The organism is Aquincola tertiaricarbonis, from assembly GCF_023573145.1.
Lineage (GTDB): Bacteria > Pseudomonadota > Gammaproteobacteria > Burkholderiales > Burkholderiaceae_C > Aquincola > Aquincola tertiaricarbonis_B.
In genome coordinates, this window is record NZ_CP097636.1 from 1 (window position 1) to 22,202 (window position 22,202).

Below are 22,202 nucleotides of genomic sequence, written 5' to 3' on the forward strand. Positions count from 1 at the left end.
TGCTTCGCCCGGCATTTGTCCACCACTGTGGATAACCCACGCTTCCCCGACGCGGGGACGGGTAGAATGCACCCGCTCTAAGAAGAGTTTTCCACAATGAGCGCAGACCTCTGGCAGCGCGGGTGCGAGCGGTTGGCCGCCGAGCTGCCTGAACAACAATTCAACACCTGGATCCGGCCCCTGCCGCCCGCTGACGTCTCCGACGATGGCGAGGATGGCGTGGTGGCCGCCGTGCGTGTGCCCAACCGGTTCAAGCTCGACTGGATCCGGTCGCAATACGCCTCCCGCATCGAAGGCGTGCTGACCGACCTGGCCGGCAAGCCGGTGCGGCTGGAACTGATGCTGGCCCAGCGCGACGCCGCGCTGGTGCGGCCCACGGCCGACAGCGCCGCCACGCGCGTGGCCCCGGGCGGCCTGGCCGCCGGCGCCAACGGCGCGGCGACCCAGGGTGGCGTGCCTGCCGGCGCGGCCGCCAGCGTCGGCGCACCGGCAGTGGCCATCAGCCGGCCGCCGGCACCGGCGTCTTCGGTGCACCGGCTCAACACCGCGCTCACCTTCGACACCCTGGTGCCCGGCCGCGCCAACCAGATGGCGCGCACCGCCGCGCTGCACGTGGCCGGCGCGCCCGGCCACATGTACAACCCGCTGTTCATCTACGGCGGCGTGGGCCTGGGCAAGACGCACCTGATCCACGCCGTGGGCAACGCGCTGCTGCGCGACCGGCCCGACGCTCGGGTGCTGTACCTGCATGCCGAGCAGTTCATCTCCGACGTGGTGAAAAACTACCAGCGCAAGACCTTCGACGAGCTGAAGGCCAAGTACCACAGCCTCGATCTGCTGCTGATCGACGACGTGCAGTTCTTCGCTGGCAAGGAGCGCACGCAGGAGGAGTTCTTCAACGCCTTCGAGGCGCTGGTGGCCAAGCGCTCGCACATCATCATGACCAGCGACACCTACCCCAAGGGGCTGGTGGACATCGACGAGCGGCTGACCAGCCGCTTCGACGCCGGCCTGACGGTGGCGATCGAGCCGCCCGAGCTGGAAATGCGGGTGGCCATCCTGATCAAGAAGGCCGAGGCCGAAGCCTCGCCCATGCCCGAGGACGTGGCCTTCTTCATCGCCAAGAACGTGCGCGCCAACGTGCGCGAGCTTGAAGGCGCCCTGCGCAAGGTGCTGGCGTACTCACGCTTCAGCCACAAGGACATCAACATCGCGCTGGCGCGCGAGGCGCTGAAGGACCTGCTGTCGATCCAGAACCGGCAGGTCTCGGTCGAGAACATCCAGAAGACGGTGGCCGACTTCTACAAGATCAAGATCGCCGACATGTACAGCAAGAAGCGGCCGGCCTCGATCGCGCGGCCGCGGCAGATCGCCATGTACCTGGCCAAGGAAATGACCCAGAAGAGCCTGCCCGAGATCGGCGAGCTGTTCGGCGGGCGTGACCACACCACGGTGCTGCATGCGGTGCGCAAGATCGGCGGCGAACGCCAGAAGAACACCGAGCTGAACCAGCAGCTCCACGTGCTCGAACAGACCCTGAAGGGGTGAACAACCTGCTGTCAAGTGACAAGCCTGTGGACAACTTTTGCGCAACCGGGCACCTATCCACAGGCCGGCGCGTTTTCCAGAAGTTGTTGTATGTCCGGCTCGACAATCCGGGTCATGCGGCCCACAGGCTTGCCCTCGCGGTAAATCGTTGATGGATCAGGCCAAAATCGCGTTCTCCACAGCCCGGCAGCGGCTCTACTAGAACTACCAAGTTAAGAGGAAGACATGATTGTCTTGAAAGCTCCGCAGGAAAAATTGTTGTCTGCCCTGCAGGCCGTCGCCGGTATCGTCGAACGCCGCCACACCTTGCCCATCCTGGCGAACGTGCTGCTGCGCAAGACCGGCCCCCAGATCGAGTTCACGACCAGCGACCTGGAGATCCAGGTGCGCACCCAGGCCGAGCTGGGCGGCGATGCCGCCAACTTCGCCACCACGGTGGGTGCCCGCAAGCTGATCGACATCCTGCGCACACTGCCGGCGGACCAGGTGGTGTCGCTGTCGGCCACCCAGAACAAGCTGACGCTGCAAGGCGGCAAGAGCCGCTTCACGCTGCAGACGCTGCCGGCCCACGACTTCCCGCTGGTCAATGAAGCGGCCGAGTTCGGCCCCGCGTTCAGCGTGCCGCAGAAGACGCTCAAGAGCCTGATCAACCAGGTGCACTTCGCGATGGCGGTGCACGACATCCGCTACTACCTGAACGGCATCCTGTTCGTGGCCGAAGGCAAGACGCTGACGCTGGTGGCCACCGACGGCCACCGCCTGGCGCTGGCGCAGGCCACGCTCGAGACCGAGATCCCGAAGCAGGAAGTCATCCTTCCGCGCAAGACCGTGCTGGAACTGCAGCGCCTGCTGAAGGACGAAAAAGCCGACAAGCCGGCCAAGGGTGACAAGGCCGAGAAGACCGAAGACGGCGAAACCGCCGCCAGCGGCGACAATGCGCCGATCGAGATGCGTTTTGCCGGCAACCAGGCCAAGTTCAGCTTCTCGGGCATGGAGTTCGTCACCAAGCTCGTGGAAGGCAAGTTCCCCGACTACAACCGCGTGATCCCCAAGAACCACAAGAACGCCGTCGTGCTGGGTCGTGCACCGCTGCTGGCCAGCCTGCAGCGGGCCGCCATCCTCACCAGCGAGAAGTTCAAGGGCGTGCGCGTCAACATCGAGCCGGGTAGCCTGCGCATCGCCTCCAGCAACGCCGAGCAGGAAGAAGCCAAGGAAGAGCTCGAGATCGACTACGGTGGCGACACCATCGAGATCGGCTTCAACGTCACCTACCTGATGGACGCGCTGGCCAACATGAGCCAGGACATGATCCGACTGGAGCTGCAGGACACCAATTCCAGCGTGCTGATCACCGTGCCCGAGCAGGCCGGCTTCAAGTACGTGGTGATGCCGATGCGCATCTGACCGGACGACCAGCGTCCAGGACCAAGCGGGCTGCGGCCCGCTTCAGCGTTTCTTATGAGGCCGCGGCCAGCATGCCGCAGCCTGCGAAGTGAGCCCCATGACCGACCCGAACACCTCCCCCACCCCCACGCCCGACGCCTACGGCGAAGGCAGCATCCAGATCCTGGAAGGGCTGGAAGCCGTGCGCAAGCGGCCGGGCATGTACATCGGCGACACCAGCGACGGCACCGGCCTGCACCACCTGGTGTTCGAGGTGGTGGACAACTCCATCGACGAAGCGCTGGCGGGGCACTGCGACGACATCATCGTCACCATCCACTCCGACAACTCCATCAGCGTCATCGACAACGGCCGTGGCATTCCCACCGGCGTGAAGATGGACGACAAGCATGAGCCCAAGCGCAGCGCGGCCGAGATCGCGCTGACCGAGCTGCATGCCGGCGGCAAGTTCAACCAGAACAGCTACAAGGTCTCGGGCGGCCTGCACGGCGTGGGCGTGAGCTGCGTCAACGCGCTAAGCAAACAGCTGCGCCTGACCATCCGCCGCGAGGGCCATGTGCACTTCATGGAGTTCCGAAAGGGCGTGCCGCAGGACCGCCTGATCGAGGTGCGCGACGGCTTCGAGGTGAGCCCGATGAAGATCGTCGGCGACACCGACAAGCGCGGCACCGAGGTGCACTTCCTGCCCGACGAAGAGATCTTCACCAACGTCGACTTCCACTACGACGTGCTGGCCAAGCGCCTGCGCGAGCTGAGCTTCCTCAACAACGGGGTGAAGATCAAGCTGGTGGATGAGCGCAACGCGAAGGAAGACAACTTCGCCTTCGCGGGCGGCGTGAAGGGCTTCGTCGAGTTCATCAACCAGGGCAAGAAGGTGCTGCACCCCAACGTGTTCCACGCGATGGGTGACAAGCAGAGCGACCAGGGCACCAGCATCGGCGTGGAAGTGGCGATGCAGTGGAACGACAGCTACAGCGAAAGCGTGCTGTGCTTCACCAACAACATCCCGCAGCGTGACGGTGGCACCCACCTCACCGGCCTGCGCGCCGCGATGACCCGTGTGCTCAACAAGTACATCGAGGACAACGAGCTGGCCAAGAAGGCCAAGGTCGAGATCAGCGGCGACGACATGCGCGAAGGCCTGGCCTGCGTGGTCAGCGTCAAGGTGCCCGAGCCCAAGTTCAGCAGCCAGACGAAAGACAAGCTGGTCAGCAGCGAAGTGCGCGCGCCGGTGGAAGACATCGTCGGCCGCCTGCTGAACGACTGGCTGCTCGAGAACCCCACCGACGCCAAGATCATCTGCGGCAAGATCGTCGAGGCGGCCCGTGCCCGCGATGCCGCCCGCAAGGCCCGCGAGATGACGCGGCGCAAGGGTGTGCTGGACGGCCTGGGCCTGCCCGGCAAGCTGGCCGACTGCCAGGAGAAGGACCCCGCGCTGTGCGAGATCTACATCGTGGAGGGCGACTCCGCCGGTGGCTCGGCCAAGCAAGGCCGTGACCGGAAGTTCCAGGCGATCCTGCCGCTGCGCGGCAAGATCCTGAACGTGGAGAAGGCGCGCTACGAGAAGCTGCTGTCCAGCGAGCAGATCCTGACGCTGATCACCGCGCTGGGCACCGGCATCGGGCCCGAAGATTTCAACGCCGACAAGCTGCGCTACCACCGCATCATCGTGATGACCGACGCCGACGTGGACGGCGCCCACATCCGCACGCTGCTGCTGACCTTCTTCTACCGCCAGATGCCCGAGCTGGTGGAGCGCGGCTACATCTACATCGCGCAACCGCCGCTGTACAAGGTCAAGCACGGCAAGCACGAGCAGTACCTGAAGGACGGCCTGGAGCTGGACAACTACCTGCTGAAGGTGGCCTTAGAAGGTGCGCGCATCGAGACCCAGAACGGCAATGCGCCCATCGAGGGCGATGCGCTGGCCGAGTACGCCCGCCGCGCGGTGCTGGCCGACAACGTGATCGGCCGCCTGTCGAACTGGATGGACACCGATGCGCTGCGCGCCATCGCCGACGGCCTGGCCCTGAACCTGGACGATGCCACCGAAGCCGAGAAGAGCGCCGCCGCGCTGCAGGCTGCGCTGCACGATGCCGAGGTGGCCGCCGAATACGACGAGCGCACCGACAAGCACCACCTGCGCATCAGCCGCCGGCACCACGGCAACATCAAGAGCAGCGTGATCACCGCCGACTTCGTGCACGGCGCCGACTACGAGGCGCTGAGCAAGGCCGGCGAGGTGTTCAACAACCTGCTGGGCACCGAAGCCGTGGTCAAGCGCGGCGAAGGCGAGCGCCAGAAGGAGCTGAAGGTCGCCGACTTCCGCGCCGCGATGCGCTGGCTGATGCAGCAGGCCGAAGGCGCCGTGGGCCGCCAGCGCTACAAGGGCCTGGGCGAGATGAACCCCGAGCAGCTCTGGGAAACCACGATGGACCCCACCGTGCGCCGCCTGCTGCGCGTGCAGATCGACGACGCCATCGAAGCCGACCGCGTGTTCACGATGCTGATGGGCGACGAGGTGGAACCGCGCCGGGACTTCATCGAGAGCAATGCGTTGAGGGCGGCGAATATCGACGTTTGAGCGGGCGGATCAGCCTGTACCCAACCAAGGTGCATCATGTCGATCTGAGTGCCTCGGATCGACAGGTGGCGTGGATATGTCGATCATGATGACGGAATTCGACACATGGACTTGACCCTGTCAAATCCCATAACCGATTGCCGATGCTCCCGCCCGAACCGAGATCGAGTTTCGCGCGCTGCTCAAGGCATGTACTGCGGCAATCCTGCAACCAAAGAAGCCCTGCGTTAGCGAACGGCGCTGTGCGAGGCATACCAGGCTCCCAAGACACGACCCACCACCACGCTACGCAACGGCCGTACAAGGCATGTGATCTACCCGCCGCCCGAAGGCGAGGCCCTGCTCCGCGAAAAGCTGGCCAATTGGGAGAGGTGGATGCACGAGGCAATTCACCCCTTCAGCGATGGCAACGGCCGCACGTGCCGTTTCATCAGTCTGCTCTACTTGGTTGAGCAAGGGCTACTCGATATTCCCGTGCTCTCCAGAAGCGGCGCGCTGGACGATGGACAAGATCCTGGCCATCCGGAGTCTGCTCGAGGAAACCACAGAACGGGTGCGGTGCGAGGCACCTGCCATCTATTGCCGATAGTTGGCCGAGCTGGTGTTTGTGCGTCCGTACTGCCGGATTGCGCATGTGGTGGAAGCAGGGTTGGCCAAGCGTCAGACGGCCAGCGTGTACTTGAAGGAATTGGCGACGATCGGCATCTTGCTAGAGCACAAGATTGGCCGAGAGAAGATCTTTCTCAACCCAGCCTCCATTGATCTGCTGAAGCAGGATTGAGCGCCTTTTTGCGCGATCCATCAGAGGGTGGGGACGCCTATGATCCCTTGATGGCCACCCTGATTCCCGCTCTTGGCAGTTGCGTCTCACGCATGACCTCCGGCGAACGCCGTCTGGCCGAAAGGCTGGAGCAGAAGCTGGATGAGGACTACCTGGTCTGGTACGACGTGCCGGTAGGCCCCAAGCAGTCGCACCCCGACTTCGTGGTGCTGCACCCGCGTCGCGGCATCCTGGTGCTGGAAACCAAGGACTGGAAGCTGGAGACCATCCGCAGCGCCAGCCGGCAGGCCTGGGAAATCATCCCCGATGGCCGGCTGAAGGTGGTCATCAATCCGCTGGCGCAGGCCCGGCATTGCGCCATCCAGGTGGTCAATGCCTTGGAGCGCGACCCGCAGTTGGTGCAGGCCAGTGGGCCGCACCAAGGCAAGCTGGCTTTTCCTTGGGGTTACGGTGTGGTGCTGACACGCATCACGCGCAAGCAATTCGAATCAGCCGGGCTGGATGAAGCCATCGCGCCGCACTCGGTGATCTGTTCCGACGAAATGCCGGAGTCAGCGGAAGCCGCCGAGTTTCAGCAGCGGCTGTGGCACATGTTCGCGCATGCCTTCGGCGGAGTCATGAGCCTGCCGCAGCTGGACCGGGTGCGTTGGATCATGTTTCCCCAGGTGCGTTTGCCCACGCAGGAATCGTTGTTTGAGGGTGCCGATGCGAGCGACGAACTGCCCAGTGTCATGCGGGTCATGGACATCCAGCAGGAGCAACTGGCCCGCAGTCTGGGTGATGGCCATCGGGTGATCCATGGGGTGGCGGGGTCCGGCAAGACGATGATCCTCGGCTACCGCGCCGAATACCTGGCCAAGGCCAGCGGCGATAACGCCAAGCCCATCCTGGTGTTGTGCTTCAACGAGCCGCTGGCCAATCACCTCGATGCCACGTTCGAAGCCAAGGGGCTGGCCGACAAGGTGCATGCCCGGAACTTCCACAAATGGTGCCGCCAGCAATTGGTGACCTTCGGTCAGCCCGTGCCGCCGCAGGGCCGCCACATGTTCGACGCGATGGTGGACAACGTGATCCGTGCGGTCGACCGACGGCAGATTCCTTCAGGCCAATACCAGGCGGTGTTGATCGACGAGGGCCATGACTTTCGCCCGGAGTGGCTGAAGTTGCTGACACAGATGGTGGACCCCCACACCAACAGCCTGCTGCTGCTGTATGACGATGCGCAAAGCATTTACGAACGTCGCCACAGCCGGCAGTTCAGCTTCAAAAGCGTGGGTATCCAGGCGCAGGGCCGCACCACCATCCTGAAGATCAACTACCGCAACACGCAGCAGATCCTGCAAACGGCCCATCTCATCGCTGCCGATCTGTTGACCGCTGAAGACAAGGACGACGACGGCATTCCGCTGGTGCGCCCGATCAGCTATGGCCGTGATGGTGAGCCACCGTTGGTGGTCCGTTTGCCCGGCCTGCGTGAGGAGGCCTTCAAGATCGCCGAGCTGCTGGAAAACGCCCATCAGGAGGGTCATGCCTGGGGGGATATGGCGGTCTTGTGCCGTGATTTTGAAGGTCTGGACCTGTGCGCCGCCGCCTTGAAGGCCAAACGGCTGCCGCATCAGGTGCGCAAGCGGTCGGGCGACTACAAGCCATCCGCCGACGCCATCAGGCTCATGACGATGAGGGTCAGCAAAGGCCTGGAGTTTCCGGTCGTGGCGCTGCACGGCGTCGGCCAGATGCCGGTGGCCGGTGAAGAAGAGCAGGAAGAAGCGCGGCTGTTTTACGTGGCCGCCACGCGTGCCACGACGCGCCTGATGGTGACGGTGAGCGGCGAAGGCGCATTCGGGCAACGCCTGGGGGTGTAGTGCCACCCTGGGACAATCCCCCCATGTCCTATTCCGTCAAAGAAATCTTCTACACCCTCCAGGGCGAAGGCCTGCGGGCGGGCCGCCCGGCGGTGTTCTGCCGGTTCGCGGGCTGCAACCTGTGGACGGGGCGTGAGCAGGACCGGGCTTCGGCGGTGTGCCGGTTCTGCGATACCGACTTCGTGGGTACCGATGGCACGCTGGGCGGCAAGTTCGCGCAGGCCGATGCGTTGGCGGCGCTGATCGCCGCGCAGTGGCCGGCCGGGCATGGGCACCGCTACGTGGTGCTGACCGGCGGTGAGCCGCTGCTGCAGGTGGACGCGGCGCTGATCGACGCGCTGCATGCCCAGGGCTTCGAGATCGCCGTGGAAACCAACGGCAGCTTGCCGGCGCCGGCCGGCATCGACTGGATCTGCGTCAGCCCCAAGGCGGGGGCCGAGTGGGTGCAGCGCACCGGCCATGAACTCAAGCTGGTGTACCCGCAGCCGACGTTGATGCCTGACCAGGTCGACGCACCCGGCTTCGAGCACCTGCTGCTGCAGCCGATGGACGGACCGCACCGCCAGGCACACACGCAGGCCGCCATCGCCCATTGCCAGGCCGACCCGCGCTGGCGGCTCTCGCTGCAGACCCACAAGATCCTGGACATCCGTTGATGACGAGCGCTCCCGCCGCGCGCTGCGAGCTTTCGCAGCGCTTTTACTTCGAGGCCGCCCACACCTTGCGCCGCCAGGTGGAGGCCGAAGGTAGCCGCCGCATCCATGGCCACACCTACGAAGCCGAGGTCACGGTGGCCGGTGTGCCCGATGCCACCACCGGCATGGTGATGGACCTGGGGCTGCTGCGCGCCGAGATCGCCCGCGTGCGGGCGCAACTGGACCATCACTTCCTGGACGACGTGCCCGGCCTGGGCCCCGCCACGCTGGAAAACCTGTGCGCCTACCTGCGCCGCGAGCTGGCGCCGGCGGTGCCCGGCCTGTGCGCGGTGACGGTGCAGCGCCAGGCCAGTGGCGACCGCTGCGTGATGCGCTGGTAGGCGGCCGACCCGCTGCCGACAGGTGGGCGACAGCTGGGGCGGGAACGTTCGTTGCCGCACCGTCTCCAATTGCCAAGCACAGGAGAAGTTGCATGTTCCCCCGCCCGGCCCCTGCCGTTCCGCATCGCCGTTCGCCCTGGTGGCGATGGGCGGCCATGCTGCCTGCCGTCGTGCTGGCTGCGGCCTGCGCCACGGGGTACGCGCCCAGCGCGCTCAAGCCGGGCGACTCGATCCAGACGGCGGTTCAGCAGATGGGCCAGCCCACCGGGGAGTTTCCGCAGGCCGGCGGTGGCCGCCGGCTGGAGTACGCCCGCGGGCCGTACGGCAAGCACACCTACATGCTGGACTTCGATGCGCAGGGCCGGCTCATCGGCAGCCAGCAGGTGCTGACCGAAACCAGCTTTGCCCGGGTGCAGGCCGGCATGACGGTGGACCAGCTGCGCCAGACCCTGGGCCGCCCGGCGCGGGTGTGGGGCGTGCGCTACCACGACCAGACGGTGTGGAGCTACCGCTACGACACGCCCTTCTGCCAGCTGTTCCACGTGGGCATCACGCCCGCCGGTGTGGTGGAAGACACCAGCTTCGGCCCCGACCCGGCCTGCGACGTGGACGAACGGCGCTTTCCGCTGATGCGTTGAGCTTCGGAGATTCGTCTCTTCAGCTGTCCATCTTGATCTTGGCGTAGTCCACCACCGACTGCCACTGCTTGCGCTCACGCGCCAGCCGTTGGCCGAAGGCCGACGCGTCCTGGAACTGCGGCTCGATGCCCTGCTTGCGCAAGGCTTCAGCCACATCGGCCTGGGCGATGGCCTTGGCGCTGTCAGCTTCCAGGCGCCGCAGCGTGGCTGTGGGCGTGCCCTTGGGTGCCATCAGGCCGAACCAGGCGGTCACGTCGAAGTCGGGCACACCGGCTTCCTGCAGGGTGGGCACGTCGGGCAGTACCGAAGAGCGCCGTGCCGACGTGACGGCCAGCGCACGCACCCGGCCCGACTGGATGTGGGCCAGCGCGGGCGGCAGGTTGTCGAACATCAGCTGCACATCGCCGCTGATCAGCGCCGTCATGGCCGGGCCGCTGCCGCGGTAGGGCACATGCAGCGCAAAGGTCTTGGTCTTGAACTTCAGCAGTTCCATCGACAGGTGCAGCGATGTGCCGTTGCCGTTGCTCGCGTAGCTGTAGGCGCCGGGCTTGGCCTTGAGCTGGTCCAGCAGGTCCTTGACCGTGCGGGCCGGCGACGAGGCCGGCACCAGCAGCACGTTGGGCAGGCTGCCCAGCGAGGCCACCGGCACGAGGTCGTCCGGGGCGTAGGCCAGCTTGTCGTAGATGGCGGGGCTGATGGTCAGCGCGGGCGATGCGAGCAGCAGAGTCTGGCCATCGGCCGCCGCCTTGGCCACGGCCGCGGCGCCGATGTTGCCGCCGCTACCGGGCTTGTTCTCCACCACCAGCGGCTGACCCAGCGACTGGCCCAGGCTGGGTGCCACGATGCGGGCCACAGAATCGAGCAGGCCGCCCGGCGGAAACGGCACCAGCAGGGTGACGGGACCACGGGGGTAGGCCACCTGGGCCTGCAACGCCATCGGCAACCCGGCCGCGGCGCAACCTGCGGCGGCCGACTTGAGCCATTGACGACGGTCCAGGCCGGACGACGAGAGGGGGTGATGGAAAGACTTCATGGTGTGGGGGTTGTCGGCATCCCGCCGGCGCGGTTGAGGCCAGTGGACGCGAACCCCATGGCCGCGCTGACGGCCCGCGCCTCTTCGCGCAACGCCTTGGCGGCCGTGCCGCGCACCGAGGCATCGAAACCGCCCGTCGGCCCCAGCACCGTGAGTGCCGCGCACACGCGGCCGGCATGGTCGAACACCGGCGCGCTCACCGCGCTGATGCCGCGCAGGTTGGTGTCCTTCACCACGGCGCAGCCGGCGGCCAGCACGCTCTCGGCCAGCCGGCCGATGGGGTCGGCCGCATCCAGCTGGGCGCGAAGCTCGGTGGGGGCCTCGGCCAGCTCCTGCTCGGCCATCGCACGCAGGCGGGCATCGTCACGCTGCCAGGCCAGCAGCACCCGGCCGGTGGCCGACCACAGCAGCGGCAGCACCGAGCCCACCCGCGCATTGACGGAAATGGGCAGCCACGGCTCCTCGAAGCGCACGATGGTGGCGCCCTTGTTGCCCATCACCGCCACGAAGCAGGTGAGCGACAAGGCCTCGCGCAGCCGGCCCAGCGAAGCCTCGGCCGCGCGGATGGGCTCGGCCTGGCGCATGGCCGCCAGCCCCAGTGCGATGGACTCCGCGCCCAGCAGGTACTGCTGCGAGCCCGCGGCCTGGGTGACAAAGCCCTCTTCCACCAGGCTGGCCAGGTAGCGGTGCACCTTGGCCGGGCTTTCGCCCACATGAGCGGCCAGCATGCTGAGGCTGGCGCGGCCACCCAGCCGGCCCAGGCCCTTGAGCACCGCCAAGCCGGTTTCAGCGGCCTGCACGCGCTGGCGGCGTTCACGGCCACGGGGGGCGGGCGGGGGTTCGGGCAGGTCGGTCGTGCTCATGGGGCCGAGGGTATGCCCGCTGCCGGCATTACGCAATGCGTATCAAACTTACGCTATGCATGATGACGGCCACAGCGCCGAGGAGACTGGCTTGAACACTTCCCGGACCCGTGGCGCGCAGCGCCGCCTGCTGATGGGCATGGCCACCGGCCTGGCCCTGGCCGGCATCTTGGGCACCGCATCCAGCGCTTTTGCGCAGGCGGCCGCCTACCCCAGCAAGCCCATCCGCTGGCTCGTGCCTTATGCCGCCGGCGGCGGGTCCGACTTCCTGGCGCGCACCGTGGCGCAGTCGCTGTCGGCCAAGACGGGCCAGCAGGTCATCGTGGAAAACAAGCCGGGCGGCAACACCGCCATCGCTGCTTCGGAGACGGCACGTTCCGCGGCCGACGGCTACACCGTGCTGTCGGCCGACAACGGCACCATGGTGTTCAACCCGGCGCTGTACAAGAGCCTGACCTACAACGTGAAGGACCTGGCGCCGGTCACGCTGATGGGCCGCTTCCCGATGATCCTGGTGGTGGGCCCTTCCAGCACCGCCAGCAATGCCAAGGACTTCATCGCCCAGGCCAAGGCCAAACCGGGCGGCATCAACTACGCCTCGGCCGGCGCGGGCAGCCCGCACCACCTGGCGATGGAGCTGCTCAAGAGCGAGGCGGGGCTGTTCATGGTGCACGTGCCCTACCGCGGCGCCGCCCCTGCGCTGGCCGAAGTGGCCGGCGGCCAGGTGCCCGCGATGATGGTGGACCTGGCCGCGGGCGCGGCCTTCATCAAATCGGGCAAGGTCAAGGCACTGGCGGTGGCCAATGCCACCCGCCTGCCGCAGCTGCCCGAAGTGCCCACCTTCGCCGAGCTGGGCATGAAGAACCTGGAAGCCGCCGCGCTGGTGGGCGTGGTGGTGGCGGGCAGCACGCCGCCCGACACCATCGCCGCCCTCAACAAGCAGCTGGTGGCCGCCATCAACGACCCGGCGGTGAACAAGCGCATGGTGGAGTTCGGCGTCGAGCCGGTGGGCAATACGTCCGCGCAATACGCCGACCTGCTGGCCAAGGAAACCACCCGCTGGCACAAGCTGATCCGCGATCTCAAGATCACCCTGGACTGATGGCGCCCCCAAGCTCGCTGCCGCTCGCTGCCCCCCGAGGGGGCGCTTCAGTCCCTTCGGGCGGCCGGGCGGGACTGAAGGAACACCTCATGAACCAGCCTGGCAGCTGCCCGGTGGCCCACGGCGCCGCCGCTGTTTCTTCGGTGGCGCCCAACGGCTGCCCGGTGAGTGCCGGGGCCGCCGCCTTCGACCCCTTCGGCGACGGCTACCAGCAGGACCCGCCCGAGTACCTGCGCTGGGCGCGCGAGCAGGAACCCATCTTCTACAGCCCGCAGCTGGGCTACTGGGTGGTCACGCGCTACGAGGCCATCAAGGCCATCTTCCGCGACAACCTCACCTTCAGCCCGTCCATCGCGCTGGAGAAGATCACGCCCACCGGCCCCGAGGCCAATGCGGTGCTGGCCAGCTACGGCTATGCAATGAACCGCACGCTGGTCAACGAGGACGAGCCGGCCCACATGCCGCGCCGCCGCGTGCTGATGGAGCCTTTCACGCCCGAGGCGCTGAAGCACCACGAGCCCGTGGTGCGCGAGCTCACGCGCATGTACATCGACCGCTTCATCGACAGTGGCCGCGCCGACCTGGTGGACCAGATGCTGTGGGAGGTGCCGCTGACCGTGGCGCTGCATTTCCTGGGTGTGCCCGAAGAGGACATGGACACGCTGCGGCGCTACTCCATCGCCCACACGGTGAACACCTGGGGCCGGCCCAGGCCCGAGGAACAGGTGGCCGTGGCCCATGCCGTGGGCAACTTCTGGCAGCTGGCCGGCCAGGTGCTGGACAAGATGCGCCAGAACCCCGACGCCCCGGGCTGGATGCAGTACGGCCTGCGCCAGCAGAAGCTGCACCCCGAGGTGGTGACCGACTCGTACCTGCACTCGATGATGATGGCCGGCATCGTGGCCGCGCACGAGACCACGGCCAATGCCACCGCCAACGCGATGAAGCTGCTGCTGCAGCACCCCGAGGCTTGGCAGGCGCTGTGCGAAGACCCCGGCCTCATCCCCAACGCGGTGGAAGAGTGCCTGCGCCACAACGGCTCGGTGGCTGCCTGGCGGCGCTTGGTCACGCAGGAAGCGGTGGTGGAAGGCGTGCGGCTGCCCGCGGGGAGCAAGCTGCTCATCGTCACCTCGTCGGCCAACCACGACGAGCGCCACTTCGGCGATGCCGACCTGTTCGACATCCGCCGCGAGAACGCCAGCGACCACCTCACCTTCGGTTACGGCGCGCACCAGTGCATGGGCAAGAACCTGGCGCGCATGGAGATGCAGGTGTTCCTCGAAGCCTTCACCCGCCGGCTGCCGCACATGCGGTTGGCGGAGCAGCGCTTCAGCTACGTGCCCAACACCTCGTTCCGCGGGCCGGAACATGTGTGGGTGGAATGGGACCCGGCGCAGAACCCCGAGCGCCGCGACCCGACGCTGCGCGAGGCGCAAACGCCGCTGCGCATCGGCGAGCCTTCGGCCCATGCCATCTCACGGCCGTTGGTGGTGCAGGCGCTGCAGCCGGTGGCCGAGGGCATAGTGCAGCTCACGCTGACCGCGGCCGATGGCCGTGCGCTGCCGCGCTGGGCACCGGGTGCGCACATCGACGTGGTCTGCGGCGACACGGGCCTGTCGCGCCAGTACTCCTTGTGCGGCGACCCGGCCGATGCCACGCAGTGGCAGATCGCGGTGCTGCGTGAGCCCCACAGCCGCGGCGGATCGGCCTGGGTGCACGGCCAGCTGAAGGTGGGCGACAAGCTGCAGGTGCGCGGCCCCCGCAGCCACTTCCGCATGGACGAATCGGCGGCCGAGCTGGTGTTCGTGGCCGGCGGCATCGGCATCACGCCCATCAGCGCGATGGCCCGCCGTGCCCGGCAGCTGGGCCTGCGCTACACGCTGCACTACTGCGGCCGCCTCCGCGCCAGCATGGCCTATGTGAACGAGTTGCAGGCGCTGCATGGTGAGCATCTGCAGCTGTACGTGAGCGAAGAAGGCCGGCGGCTGGATGTGGCCGCCTTGCTGGCCACGCCGAGCGCCGGCGTGCAGGTGGTTGCCTGCGGCCCCGAGCGCCTGCTGCAGGCGCTGGAACAGGCCTGTGAAACCTGGCCCGCTGACACGCTGCGGGTGGAGCACTTCAGCAGCACGCTGGGCACGCTGGACCCTGCCAAAGAACGCGCCTTCGAGGTGGAGTTGAAGGACTCCGGCCTGGTGATCCCGGTGCGCCCCGACCAGACCCTGCTGCAAGCCCTGCGCGCGGCCAACGTCGACGTGCAAAGCGATTGCGAAGAAGGCCTGTGCGGCTCCTGCGAAGTGCGGGTGCTGGCCGGCCAGGTGGACCACCGCGACGTGGTGCTCACCCGCACCGAGCGTGAAGCCAACGACCGCATGATGGCCTGCTGCTCGCGGGCCTGCGGTGATCGCCTGACGCTGGCTTTGTGAAGGCCTGCGGCGCCTAAAACCGCGACTACAGCGGCGCCGCCAGCCAGTGCACCGCGAAGTGCTGCTTCGGGTCGGTCCACACCGTGCCCGGTGTGAAGCCGGCCTGCCGCGCCATGCGGCGGAAGCCTTCCACGGTGAACTTCTGCGAGTTCTCGGTGTGCAGCGTCTGCCCTTCCATCACCTGGAAGCGCTCGCTGCCCAGCCGCACGGTCTGCGTACGGCGGCTCACCAGGTGCATCTCGATGCGCTGCAGCCGTGGCTCGTAGAACGCGTAGTGTGCGAACTGGCGGGTGTCGAAGTCGGTGCCCAGCTCGCGGTTGGCGCGGGTCAGCAGGTTCAGGTTGAAGGCGGCGGTCACACCGGCAGCGTCGTTGTAGGCCGCATGCAGCAGCGCCGGGTCCTTCACCAGGTCGGTGCCGATGAGCAGGCCGCCGCCGCGCAGCAGCTCGGCCGCCTGGCGCAAAAAGCCCACCGCCTCGTCGGGCGAGAAGTTGCCGATCGACGATCCCGGGAAAAAGCCCACGCGCTGCGGCCGGCTGCCATCCGCCATCGGCGGCAGCTGGATCGGCTTGGTGAAGTCGGCCGCCAGCGGATGCACGTCCAGCCCCGGATGGTCGCGCCGCAGCGCGGCGGCGGCGCCCTGCAGGTGCTCGGCCGAGATGTCGATGGGCACGAAGCGGCGCGGCCGCTGCATCGCGGCCAGCAGCAGCCTCACCTTGGTGGCCGAGCCGGCGCCGAACTCGATCAGGTCGGCCTCGGGCCCGATCAACGTGGCCATCTCTTCGGCATGGCGGTCCAGCAGCGCCAGCTCGGTGCGGGTGGGGTAGTACTCGGGCAGCTCGCAGATGCGGTCGAACAGCGCCGAGCCGGCCGCGTCGTAGAAGAACTTGGGCGAGATGCAGTGCGGCTGCTCGGCCAGCGCCTGGCGCATCGCCCGCGCAAACTCGCGGTGGGGCGATTCACCGTCGGGCACGGAGGCGGCACGCAGCGCGGCCGCGATCGGGGGGCTGCGCAGCGGCAGTTCGGGGTAGGCCATCGTCGGTTGCTCCTTCAGCGTACGTCGCGGGCCAGGCGCAACCCGCTGAATTGCCAGCGCGCGGCTGGCGGAAAAAAGTTGCGGTAGCTCAGCCGGGCATGGCCGGGCGGCGTGGCGCAGCTGGCACCGCGCAGCACCACCTGGCCCACCATGAACTTGCCGTTGTATTCGGCCGCCGGCCCGCCCAGCGGCACGAAGCCGGGGTAAGGGTCGTAGGAGGAACGGGTCCACTCCCACACCTCGTGCAGGCCCTGCGGCACGGCACTGTCGTCGGGCACGGCGGCGCGCGGGTGGGGATGCAGCGTCTCGTCGGCCCGGCGCAAGACCGCGCCGCTGCGGCGCATCGCGGTTTCCCACTCGAATTCGGTCGGCAGCCGCGCATCGGCCCAGGCGGCATAGGCGGCGGCTTCGTACAGGCTCAGGTGGCACACCGGCTCCTGCCACTGCAGCGGCCGGGTGCCGAACAGCGTGAACAGCTGGGGCGCGTCACCTTCGCAGCCGCTCCAGCCCCACGGTGCCTGCCAGCCGCCGGCCTGCACTGCGGCCCAGCCTTCCGACAGCCACCACTGCGGGTCGCGGTAGCCGCCCGCCCGCACGAAGGCCAGGAACTCGCCACAGCTCACTGGCCGCTGCGCCAGCTCAAAAGGGCGCAGCAGCACCTGGTGGCGCGGTGTCTCGTTGTCGAAAGAGAAGCCTTCGCGCGGATCGTGGCCCACCTCGGCGATGCCGCCTTCGAAGCGCAGCCAGCGTGCGGGCGCGGCGGCCGGGCTGGCGCTGGCGGCCGGTGCGGGCAGGTAGGCCGGCTGCAGCGGGTTCTGCGACAGCAGGTGCTTCAGGTCGGTGAGGATGAGTTCCTGGTGCTGCTGTTCATGGTGCAGGCCCAGCTCCAGCGCCTGCAGCTGCGCCGGCTGCGCGCGCGGCAAAAACGCCAGCACGGCCTCGTCCACCGCGGCTCGGTAGCGCAGCACCTCGGCCTGGCTGGGTCGCGTCAGCAGCCCGCGCTGCGGCCGTGGGTGCCGCGGGCCCAAGGACTCGTAGTACGAATTGAACAGGAACGCGAAGCGCGGGTCATGGGCCTGGTAGGCCGCATCACCGGCCTGCAGCACCAGCGTCTCGAAGAACCAGGTGGTGTGTGCCAGGTGCCATTTGGTGGGGCTGGCATCCGGCATGGATTGCACGCACTGGTCTTCGGCCGACAGCGGCTCGGCCAGCGCCAGCGAGTGGCGGCGCACTGCGGCGTAGCGGCGTGCCAGTTCGGCGGCGCTGGGTGCGGCGGCGGTCGGCGGGGTCTCGGGCGAATCGGCAGGCAACGGCTATCTCTCGGTGTGATGTGGCGCTGTGCGCTGTGAGCAGCGGCTGGGGCAAGGCCCGTGCCCGTCAAGGCGGGGCGGAGGTGCGCGGCGCGCTGGCAGGTGGTGGGGGTGGGGGTGGCGCGAATATCCCGGCATCGTCGCAGCTGCGCAGGCGGGCCGCCAGTGCATCGATGAACACGCGTGTCTTGGCCGGCATCAGCCGCCGACCGGGAAACACCGCCCAGGCGGTGGCGCTGGGCAGCCGCCATTCGGGCAGCACCCGCACCAGGGCGCCGCGGCGCACCGCGTCTTCGGCCATGAAATCGCCCACCGCCACGATACCGGCGCCAGCGCAGGCCAGGCGCATCAGCAGGTCGGGCAGGTTGGCCACGGTGCGGCGCGGCGGCGTGCCCGCCCAGTGCTGCTCGCTGCCGTCGGCCAGCGTGCGGCTGAGCTGCCAGGGCATGGGGTCGCCCGATCGCGACAGGATCATCAGCGCATCCAGCGCGTCCAGCACTTCGGGCGTCTGCGGCTCGCCATGGGCGGCCAGGTAGCTGGGGGCGGCATACAGCCCGGTGCTGAAGACGGCCAGCTGCCGCGCTGCCAGCTGGCTGTCGTCGGGCGCCAGCCCCATGCGGATGGCGAGGTCGAAGTTCTCGGCGATCAGGTCCACCCGGCGCGGCGTCAGGTCCAGCTGCAGCGTCACCTCGCGGTATCTCTGAACGAACTCGCCCAGCATCTCGGCCATCACCATGTTGGCGAAGTCGGCCGGCGCCGAGACGCGCAGGGTGCCGCTGGGCATGGCCTGGCGGTGCAGCGCCAGCGCCAGCGTGCCGTCCACCTCCTCGGCGATGGCGCGGGCATGGTCCAGCACGCCCTGGCCGAATTCGGTGATCACCAGCTTGCGGGTGGTGCGCTGCAGCAGCCGCTCGCCCAGCCGGCGCTCCAGCGCGGCAATGCGGCGCGACACGGTCGACTTGGGCAGCCGCAGGCGCTCGGCCGCACGGCTGAAGCTGCCGCCCTCGATCACCCGCGCAAACAGCAGCAGGTCGTCGGCATGCAGGCTGGGCGTCAGGCTGTCGGCAGCTTCGATTGTTGCGCTCATGGAACGATGTTATCCAGAACGATGGCTAGTGATGTGACAGTTGCGCCAATACATTGACTGCACGGACACACCAACCCCTTGTCACGGAGCCACAGCATGAACATCCTGCAAGTCAATTCCAGCGCCCGCCAGAACGGCCACTCCACCAAGCTGGCCGATGAGCTGGTGCAAGGCCTGGCCGCCGCCCACACCGGCGCCACCGTCGTGCGCCGCGACCTCACCACCCAGCCGCACCCTGCGCTGGACGAAGCCGCGCTGGGCGCGCTGTTCACCCCCGCCGACCAGCGCACCCCCGAGCAGGCCGCCCGCGTGGCCCAGGACAACGCGCTGATCGCCGAGATCCAGGCCGCCGACCTGGTGGTGCTGGGCGTGCCGATGTACAACTTCGGCGTCTCGTCGCAGCTGAAGAACTGGATCGATGCCATCGCCCGCGCCCAGGTCACCTTCCGCTACACCGCCAATGGCCCCGAAGGCCTGTTGAAGAACAAGAAGGTGATCGCGGTGCTGACGCGCGGCGGCCTGTACCGCGACCAGCCGCATGACACCCAGGTGCCGTACCTGCGCAACGTGCTGGGCTTCCTGGGCATCACCGACGTGAGCTTCGTCTACGCCGAAGGCCTGGCCATGGGCCCGGACGCCGAAGCCGCCGCCCTGGCCAGCGCCCGCGAGCAGATCGCCGCGCTCCTGCCCGCCGGCAGCGCCGTCGCGGCCTGAGCTTTTTTCCAACGCCACCGCAAGGAGCCATGACATGACCACCGCCACCCCTGTTGTCACCGACACCGCCACCGTGGCGCGTCCGCGCACGGTGGAGCGGCTGGTCGCCGGCATGGCCACCAGCGACGGTGCGGGCGTCAAGCTCACCCGGGTGCTCACCCAGCCGCTGCAGCGGCGGCTGGACCCGTACCTGATGCTGGACGCCTTCGGCACCGACAACCCGGACGACTACATCGCCGGCTTTCCCGACCACCCGCACCGCGGCTTCGAGACCATCACCTACATGATCGCGGGCCGCATGCGCCACCGCGACAGCGCCGGCCACGAAGGCCTGCTGGACGATGGCGGCGTGCAGTGGATGACCGCCGGCCGCGGCGTGGTGCACAGCGAGCTGCCCGAGCAGCAGGACGGCCGCATGGAAGGCTTCCAGCTGTGGCTGAACCTGCCCGCCAAGGACAAGATGCGCGACCCCTGGTATCGCGACATCCCCAGCGCCGAGATCCCGGAAGTCGTGGCCGAAGGCGTGAAGGCTCGCGTGATCGCCGGCGAGACGCACGGCGTGGCCGGCGCGGTGCAGCGCGAGGGTAGCCAGCCGCTGTACCTGGACCTGCACTTGCAGCCGGGCGCCCGCTTCGAGCAGGTGCTGCCCGAGGGGCACAACGCCTTCGTGTACGTGTACCGCGGCGGCCTGCGCGTGGGTGAATGCCAGGTGCCGGTGCAGCGCATGGCCATCCTGGCGAACACGCCGGGCAGCGACGGTATCGTGCTGCAGGCGGGCGACGAGCCCACCCGGGCGCTGCTGATCGCCGGCCGGCCGCTGAACGAGCCCATCGCGCAGTACGGTCCGTTCGTGATGAACAGCAACGACGAGATCTTCCAGGCCGTCGAAGACTTCCGCGCCGGCCGCTTCACCTGACCTGTTTGCTGCGGCTGTCAGCCGGGCGCCTACCCGCACCGGGTTGAGGCGTTGTCCGACAACCGGTAACAGCATGTGGAGGGAGGATGCCCGCATGGGCTCCTTCCTGCGTCGTCTGCTGTACGCCGCCACGCTCTCGGGCGTGTGCTTTCTCCAGGCCTGCGCGGCCCTGCCGCCGCTGCCGCAGCGCACCGAAAGCCGTGCGCTGCCGGGCGGTACGCCCAGCGCGTTTGCGCGCAAGGTGGCGGCCGAACGCGGCAACGCAAGCGCGGCGCAGTCGGGCGTGCGGCTGCTGGCCGGCGGCGAAGAGGCGCTGTCCACGCTGCTGGCGCTGGTGGACGGCGCCGAGCACACGCTGGACCTGCAGTACTACGCGGTGCTCAACGAGGCCAGCACACGGCTGCTGCTGCAACGGGTGCTGGCCGCGGCCGACCGCGGCGTGCGAGTGCGGCTGCTGATCGACGACTTCAACACCAGCGGCACCGACGATGCGCTGCTGCGGCTGACGCGCCACCCGCGCCTGGAGGTGCGGCTGTACAACCCGCTGCCGGGCGGCCGCTTTTCGCTGCTCACACGGGTGATCGCTTCGCTGCACGACGTGGCGCGCATCAACAACCGCATGCACAACAAGCAGCTGGTGGCGGACAACGCGCTGGCCGTGACCGGCGGGCGCAACCTGGGCGACGCCTACTTCCTGCAGGGCGCCAAGGCCAACTTCGTGGACCTGGATCTGCTGGTGGCGGGGCCGGTCGTGCAGCAGCTGTCGGCCACCTTCGACCGCTATTGGGCCAGCGATCTGGCCTACCCGGCCGACGCGATCATCGCGCCGCAGGCGGGCAGCGCACCCGCGCGACCGGCCAGCGCCGAGGCCGCCCCGGTCACCGCCCCCACCCGGGCCGTGCCGCCGCAGCGCCCGCCCGCCGGCAGCGCGTCGCAGGCCCTGCCCGAGGTGCCGCCCGGTGAGCCGGCCAGCGCGCCCAACCTGCCGCCGGTGGCCTCGGCGCCGATGGATGCGCCCTCTGGCCTGGACGACAGCACGCTGGCCCGCCTGAAGGCCCAGGCCGATGCGCTGCGTGCCGGGCCGCTGCACCTGCAGTGGATGCCGGCGCGGCTGTGGGCCGACCGCCCCTCCAAGACCAGCGGCGGTGGCAACCCGTCACCCGACGAGATCATGTTCGACGACTTCGCCGGGCTGATGCGCTCTGCACGGCAGCAGGTCTTCCTGGTCACGCCTTACTTCGTGCCCGGCGAGCCCGGCATGGGGTTGATCCGCGAGCTGCGCCAGCGGGGTGTGCGGGTGCGCATCCTCACCGCGTCGCTGGCCGGCACCGACGCGCCGGCGGTGCACCTGGGCTACAGCCGCTATCGCGAAGAGCTGCTGCGGCTGGGGGTGGAGCTGTATGAACTGCGGGCCGAGCCCGGCGGCCCGAAGCCGCCCCGCTTCGGCGGCGTGCATTCGCGCACCAACCTGCATGCCAAGGCCATGCTGGTGGACGCTGGCACGGTGGTGGTGGGCTCGATGAACTTCGATCCACGCTCGGCCAACCTCAACACCGAGATGGGTCTGGTCACGCGCAGCACCCGCTTCGCCGCGCAAGTGGATCAGTTGCTGACCGAGATCACCCAGCGCGCCGCCTGGCGCCTGTCGCTGCAGGATGGCGGCCTGCTGTGGACCCACACCGACGACCAGGGCCAGCCGCTGCGCGTGACGCACGAGCCCGACACCTCGCTGCTCAAGCGCCTGGGCCTGAAGCTGCTGGGCCCGCTGGCGCCGGAAGAGATGCTCTAGCAACGAGCGGGTTCAGCCGCCGGGCCGCCCCAAGGCTGAACGCTCCCCCTCGGGGGGGCGCGAGCGCAGCGAGCTT

General features: G+C 68.2%; 18 protein-coding genes. 13 read left to right on the forward strand and 5 right to left on the reverse strand.

Annotated elements, in window-relative coordinates:
• Positions 1-96: 96 nt before the first annotated feature.
• From dnaA to MW290_RS14295, 8 genes are all read left to right on the forward strand, one after another.
• Positions 97-1,548, forward strand: a complete 1,452-nt coding sequence (gene dnaA / locus MW290_RS14260; protein WP_250198389.1) for a chromosomal replication initiator protein DnaA — start codon at positions 97-99, stop codon at positions 1,546-1,548.
• 225 nt (positions 1,549-1,773) lie between these two features.
• Positions 1,774-2,952 (forward strand): DNA polymerase III subunit beta, encoded by a 1,179-nt coding sequence (gene dnaN / locus MW290_RS14265; RefSeq protein WP_250198390.1) that lies wholly within the window; start codon positions 1,774-1,776, stop codon positions 2,950-2,952.
• A gap of 97 nt (positions 2,953-3,049) precedes the next feature.
• Positions 3,050-5,536 carry a DNA topoisomerase (ATP-hydrolyzing) subunit B gene (gene gyrB, locus MW290_RS14270; RefSeq protein ID WP_250198391.1) on the forward strand — a complete coding sequence of 829 codons (2,487 nt, stop codon included), beginning with the start codon at positions 3,050-3,052 and terminating at the stop codon, positions 5,534-5,536.
• Positions 5,537-6,125: 589 nt separating this feature from the next.
• Positions 6,126-6,317: a hypothetical protein gene (locus MW290_RS14275; protein WP_250198392.1), complete on the forward strand. Its 192-nt coding sequence runs from the start codon at positions 6,126-6,128 to the stop codon at positions 6,315-6,317.
• A 50-nt stretch (positions 6,318-6,367) separates the two neighbouring features.
• Positions 6,368-8,179, forward strand: coding sequence for a DEAD/DEAH box helicase (locus tag MW290_RS14280; protein WP_250198393.1), 1,812 nt, complete (start codon positions 6,368-6,370; stop codon positions 8,177-8,179).
• 23 nt (positions 8,180-8,202) lie between these two features.
• Complete coding sequence (gene queE, locus MW290_RS14285) at positions 8,203-8,835, forward strand: 7-carboxy-7-deazaguanine synthase (protein WP_250198394.1); 633 nt, start codon at positions 8,203-8,205, stop codon at positions 8,833-8,835.
• Positions 8,835-9,215: a 6-carboxytetrahydropterin synthase gene (locus MW290_RS14290; protein WP_250198395.1), complete on the forward strand. Its 381-nt coding sequence runs from the start codon at positions 8,835-8,837 to the stop codon at positions 9,213-9,215. Before queE ends, MW290_RS14290 begins: the two co-directional genes overlap by 1 nt.
• Before the next feature lie 155 nt (positions 9,216-9,370).
• The gene (locus MW290_RS14295) at positions 9,371-9,853 is read left to right on the forward strand and encodes a hypothetical protein (RefSeq protein WP_250198396.1); all 483 of its coding nucleotides are present in this window, start codon (positions 9,371-9,373) and stop codon (positions 9,851-9,853) included.
• Between the two features lie 19 nt (positions 9,854-9,872).
• Here MW290_RS14295 and MW290_RS14300 read toward each other — a convergent pair whose 3' ends face one another.
• Positions 9,873-10,886, reverse strand: a complete 1,014-nt coding sequence (locus tag MW290_RS14300; protein WP_250198397.1) for a tripartite tricarboxylate transporter substrate binding protein — start codon at positions 10,884-10,886, stop codon at positions 9,873-9,875.
• Entirely contained in the window at positions 10,883-11,749 is an 867-nt protein-coding gene (locus MW290_RS14305; protein ID WP_250198398.1) for an IclR family transcriptional regulator, read from the reverse strand. The genes MW290_RS14300 and MW290_RS14305 overlap by 4 nt, the downstream gene beginning before the upstream one ends.
• A 139-nt stretch (positions 11,750-11,888) precedes the next feature.
• On the opposite strand from MW290_RS14305, the gene MW290_RS14310 reads away from it, so the two are divergent.
• A complete protein-coding gene (locus MW290_RS14310) occupies positions 11,889-12,851 on the forward strand; it encodes a Bug family tripartite tricarboxylate transporter substrate binding protein (protein WP_375142985.1) in 963 nt (320 codons plus the stop codon).
• Between the two features lie 89 nt (positions 12,852-12,940).
• On the forward strand, positions 12,941-15,274 hold the full coding sequence (locus MW290_RS14315) for a cytochrome P450/oxidoreductase (RefSeq protein WP_250198399.1): 2,334 nt from the start codon (positions 12,941-12,943) through the stop codon (positions 15,272-15,274).
• 25 nt (positions 15,275-15,299) lie between these two features.
• On the opposite strand, the gene egtD is transcribed toward MW290_RS14315, so the two are convergent.
• From egtD to MW290_RS14330, 3 genes are all read right to left on the reverse strand, one after another.
• Complete coding sequence (gene egtD / locus MW290_RS14320; protein ID WP_250200155.1) at positions 15,300-16,205, reverse strand: L-histidine N(alpha)-methyltransferase; 906 nt, start codon at positions 16,203-16,205, stop codon at positions 15,300-15,302.
• 119 nt (positions 16,206-16,324) lie between these two features.
• Positions 16,325-17,620: an ergothioneine biosynthesis protein EgtB gene (egtB, locus tag MW290_RS14325; protein WP_250198400.1), complete on the reverse strand. Its 1,296-nt coding sequence runs from the start codon at positions 17,618-17,620 to the stop codon at positions 16,325-16,327.
• Between the two features lie 67 nt (positions 17,621-17,687).
• Positions 17,688-18,707, reverse strand: a complete 1,020-nt coding sequence (locus MW290_RS14330) for a LysR family transcriptional regulator (protein ID WP_250198401.1) — start codon at positions 18,705-18,707, stop codon at positions 17,688-17,690.
• A gap of 96 nt (positions 18,708-18,803) precedes the next feature.
• Here MW290_RS14330 and MW290_RS14335 point away from each other — a divergent pair, with 96 nt between their 5' ends.
• The 3 genes from MW290_RS14335 (at position 18,804) to MW290_RS14345 (ending at position 22,126) form a co-directional block, all read left to right on the forward strand.
• Positions 18,804-19,421, forward strand: coding sequence for an FMN-dependent NADH-azoreductase (locus MW290_RS14335; protein ID WP_250198402.1), 618 nt, complete (start codon positions 18,804-18,806; stop codon positions 19,419-19,421).
• 34 nt (positions 19,422-19,455) lie between these two features.
• Positions 19,456-20,337 (forward strand): pirin family protein, encoded by an 882-nt coding sequence (locus MW290_RS14340; RefSeq protein ID WP_250198403.1) that lies wholly within the window; start codon positions 19,456-19,458, stop codon positions 20,335-20,337.
• Positions 20,338-20,431: 94 nt separating this feature from the next.
• The gene (locus MW290_RS14345) at positions 20,432-22,126 is read left to right on the forward strand and encodes a phospholipase D-like domain-containing protein (protein WP_250198404.1); all 1,695 of its coding nucleotides are present in this window, start codon (positions 20,432-20,434) and stop codon (positions 22,124-22,126) included.
• Positions 22,127-22,202 lie beyond the last annotated feature (76 nt).

Coding starts and splice junctions, on each gene's coding strand:
- MW290_RS14330 (WP_250198401.1), bottom strand. CDS start 18,707: ATGAGCGCAACAATCGAAGCTGCCGACAGCCTGACGCCCAGCCTGCAT.
- MW290_RS14340 (WP_250198403.1), top strand. CDS start 19,456: ATGACCACCGCCACCCCTGTTGTCACCGACACCGCCACCGTGGCGCGT.
- MW290_RS14335 (WP_250198402.1), top strand. CDS start 18,804: ATGAACATCCTGCAAGTCAATTCCAGCGCCCGCCAGAACGGCCACTCC.
- queE (WP_250198394.1), top strand. CDS start 8,203: ATGTCCTATTCCGTCAAAGAAATCTTCTACACCCTCCAGGGCGAAGGC.
- gyrB (WP_250198391.1), top strand. CDS start 3,050: ATGACCGACCCGAACACCTCCCCCACCCCCACGCCCGACGCCTACGGC.
- dnaN (WP_250198390.1), top strand. CDS start 1,774: ATGATTGTCTTGAAAGCTCCGCAGGAAAAATTGTTGTCTGCCCTGCAG.
- MW290_RS14295 (WP_250198396.1), top strand. CDS start 9,371: ATGCTGCCTGCCGTCGTGCTGGCTGCGGCCTGCGCCACGGGGTACGCG.
- MW290_RS14290 (WP_250198395.1), top strand. CDS start 8,835: ATGACGAGCGCTCCCGCCGCGCGCTGCGAGCTTTCGCAGCGCTTTTAC.
- MW290_RS14310 (WP_375142985.1), top strand. CDS start 11,889: ATGGCCACCGGCCTGGCCCTGGCCGGCATCTTGGGCACCGCATCCAGC.
- MW290_RS14300 (WP_250198397.1), bottom strand. CDS start 10,886: ATGAAGTCTTTCCATCACCCCCTCTCGTCGTCCGGCCTGGACCGTCGT.
- MW290_RS14305 (WP_250198398.1), bottom strand. CDS start 11,749: ATGAGCACGACCGACCTGCCCGAACCCCCGCCCGCCCCCCGTGGCCGT.
- MW290_RS14345 (WP_250198404.1), top strand. CDS start 20,432: ATGGGCTCCTTCCTGCGTCGTCTGCTGTACGCCGCCACGCTCTCGGGC.
- MW290_RS14280 (WP_250198393.1), top strand. CDS start 6,368: ATGGCCACCCTGATTCCCGCTCTTGGCAGTTGCGTCTCACGCATGACC.
- egtD (WP_250200155.1), bottom strand. CDS start 16,205: ATGCGCCAGGCGCTGGCCGAGCAGCCGCACTGCATCTCGCCCAAGTTC.
- MW290_RS14315 (WP_250198399.1), top strand. CDS start 12,941: ATGAACCAGCCTGGCAGCTGCCCGGTGGCCCACGGCGCCGCCGCTGTT.
- dnaA (WP_250198389.1), top strand. CDS start 97: ATGAGCGCAGACCTCTGGCAGCGCGGGTGCGAGCGGTTGGCCGCCGAG.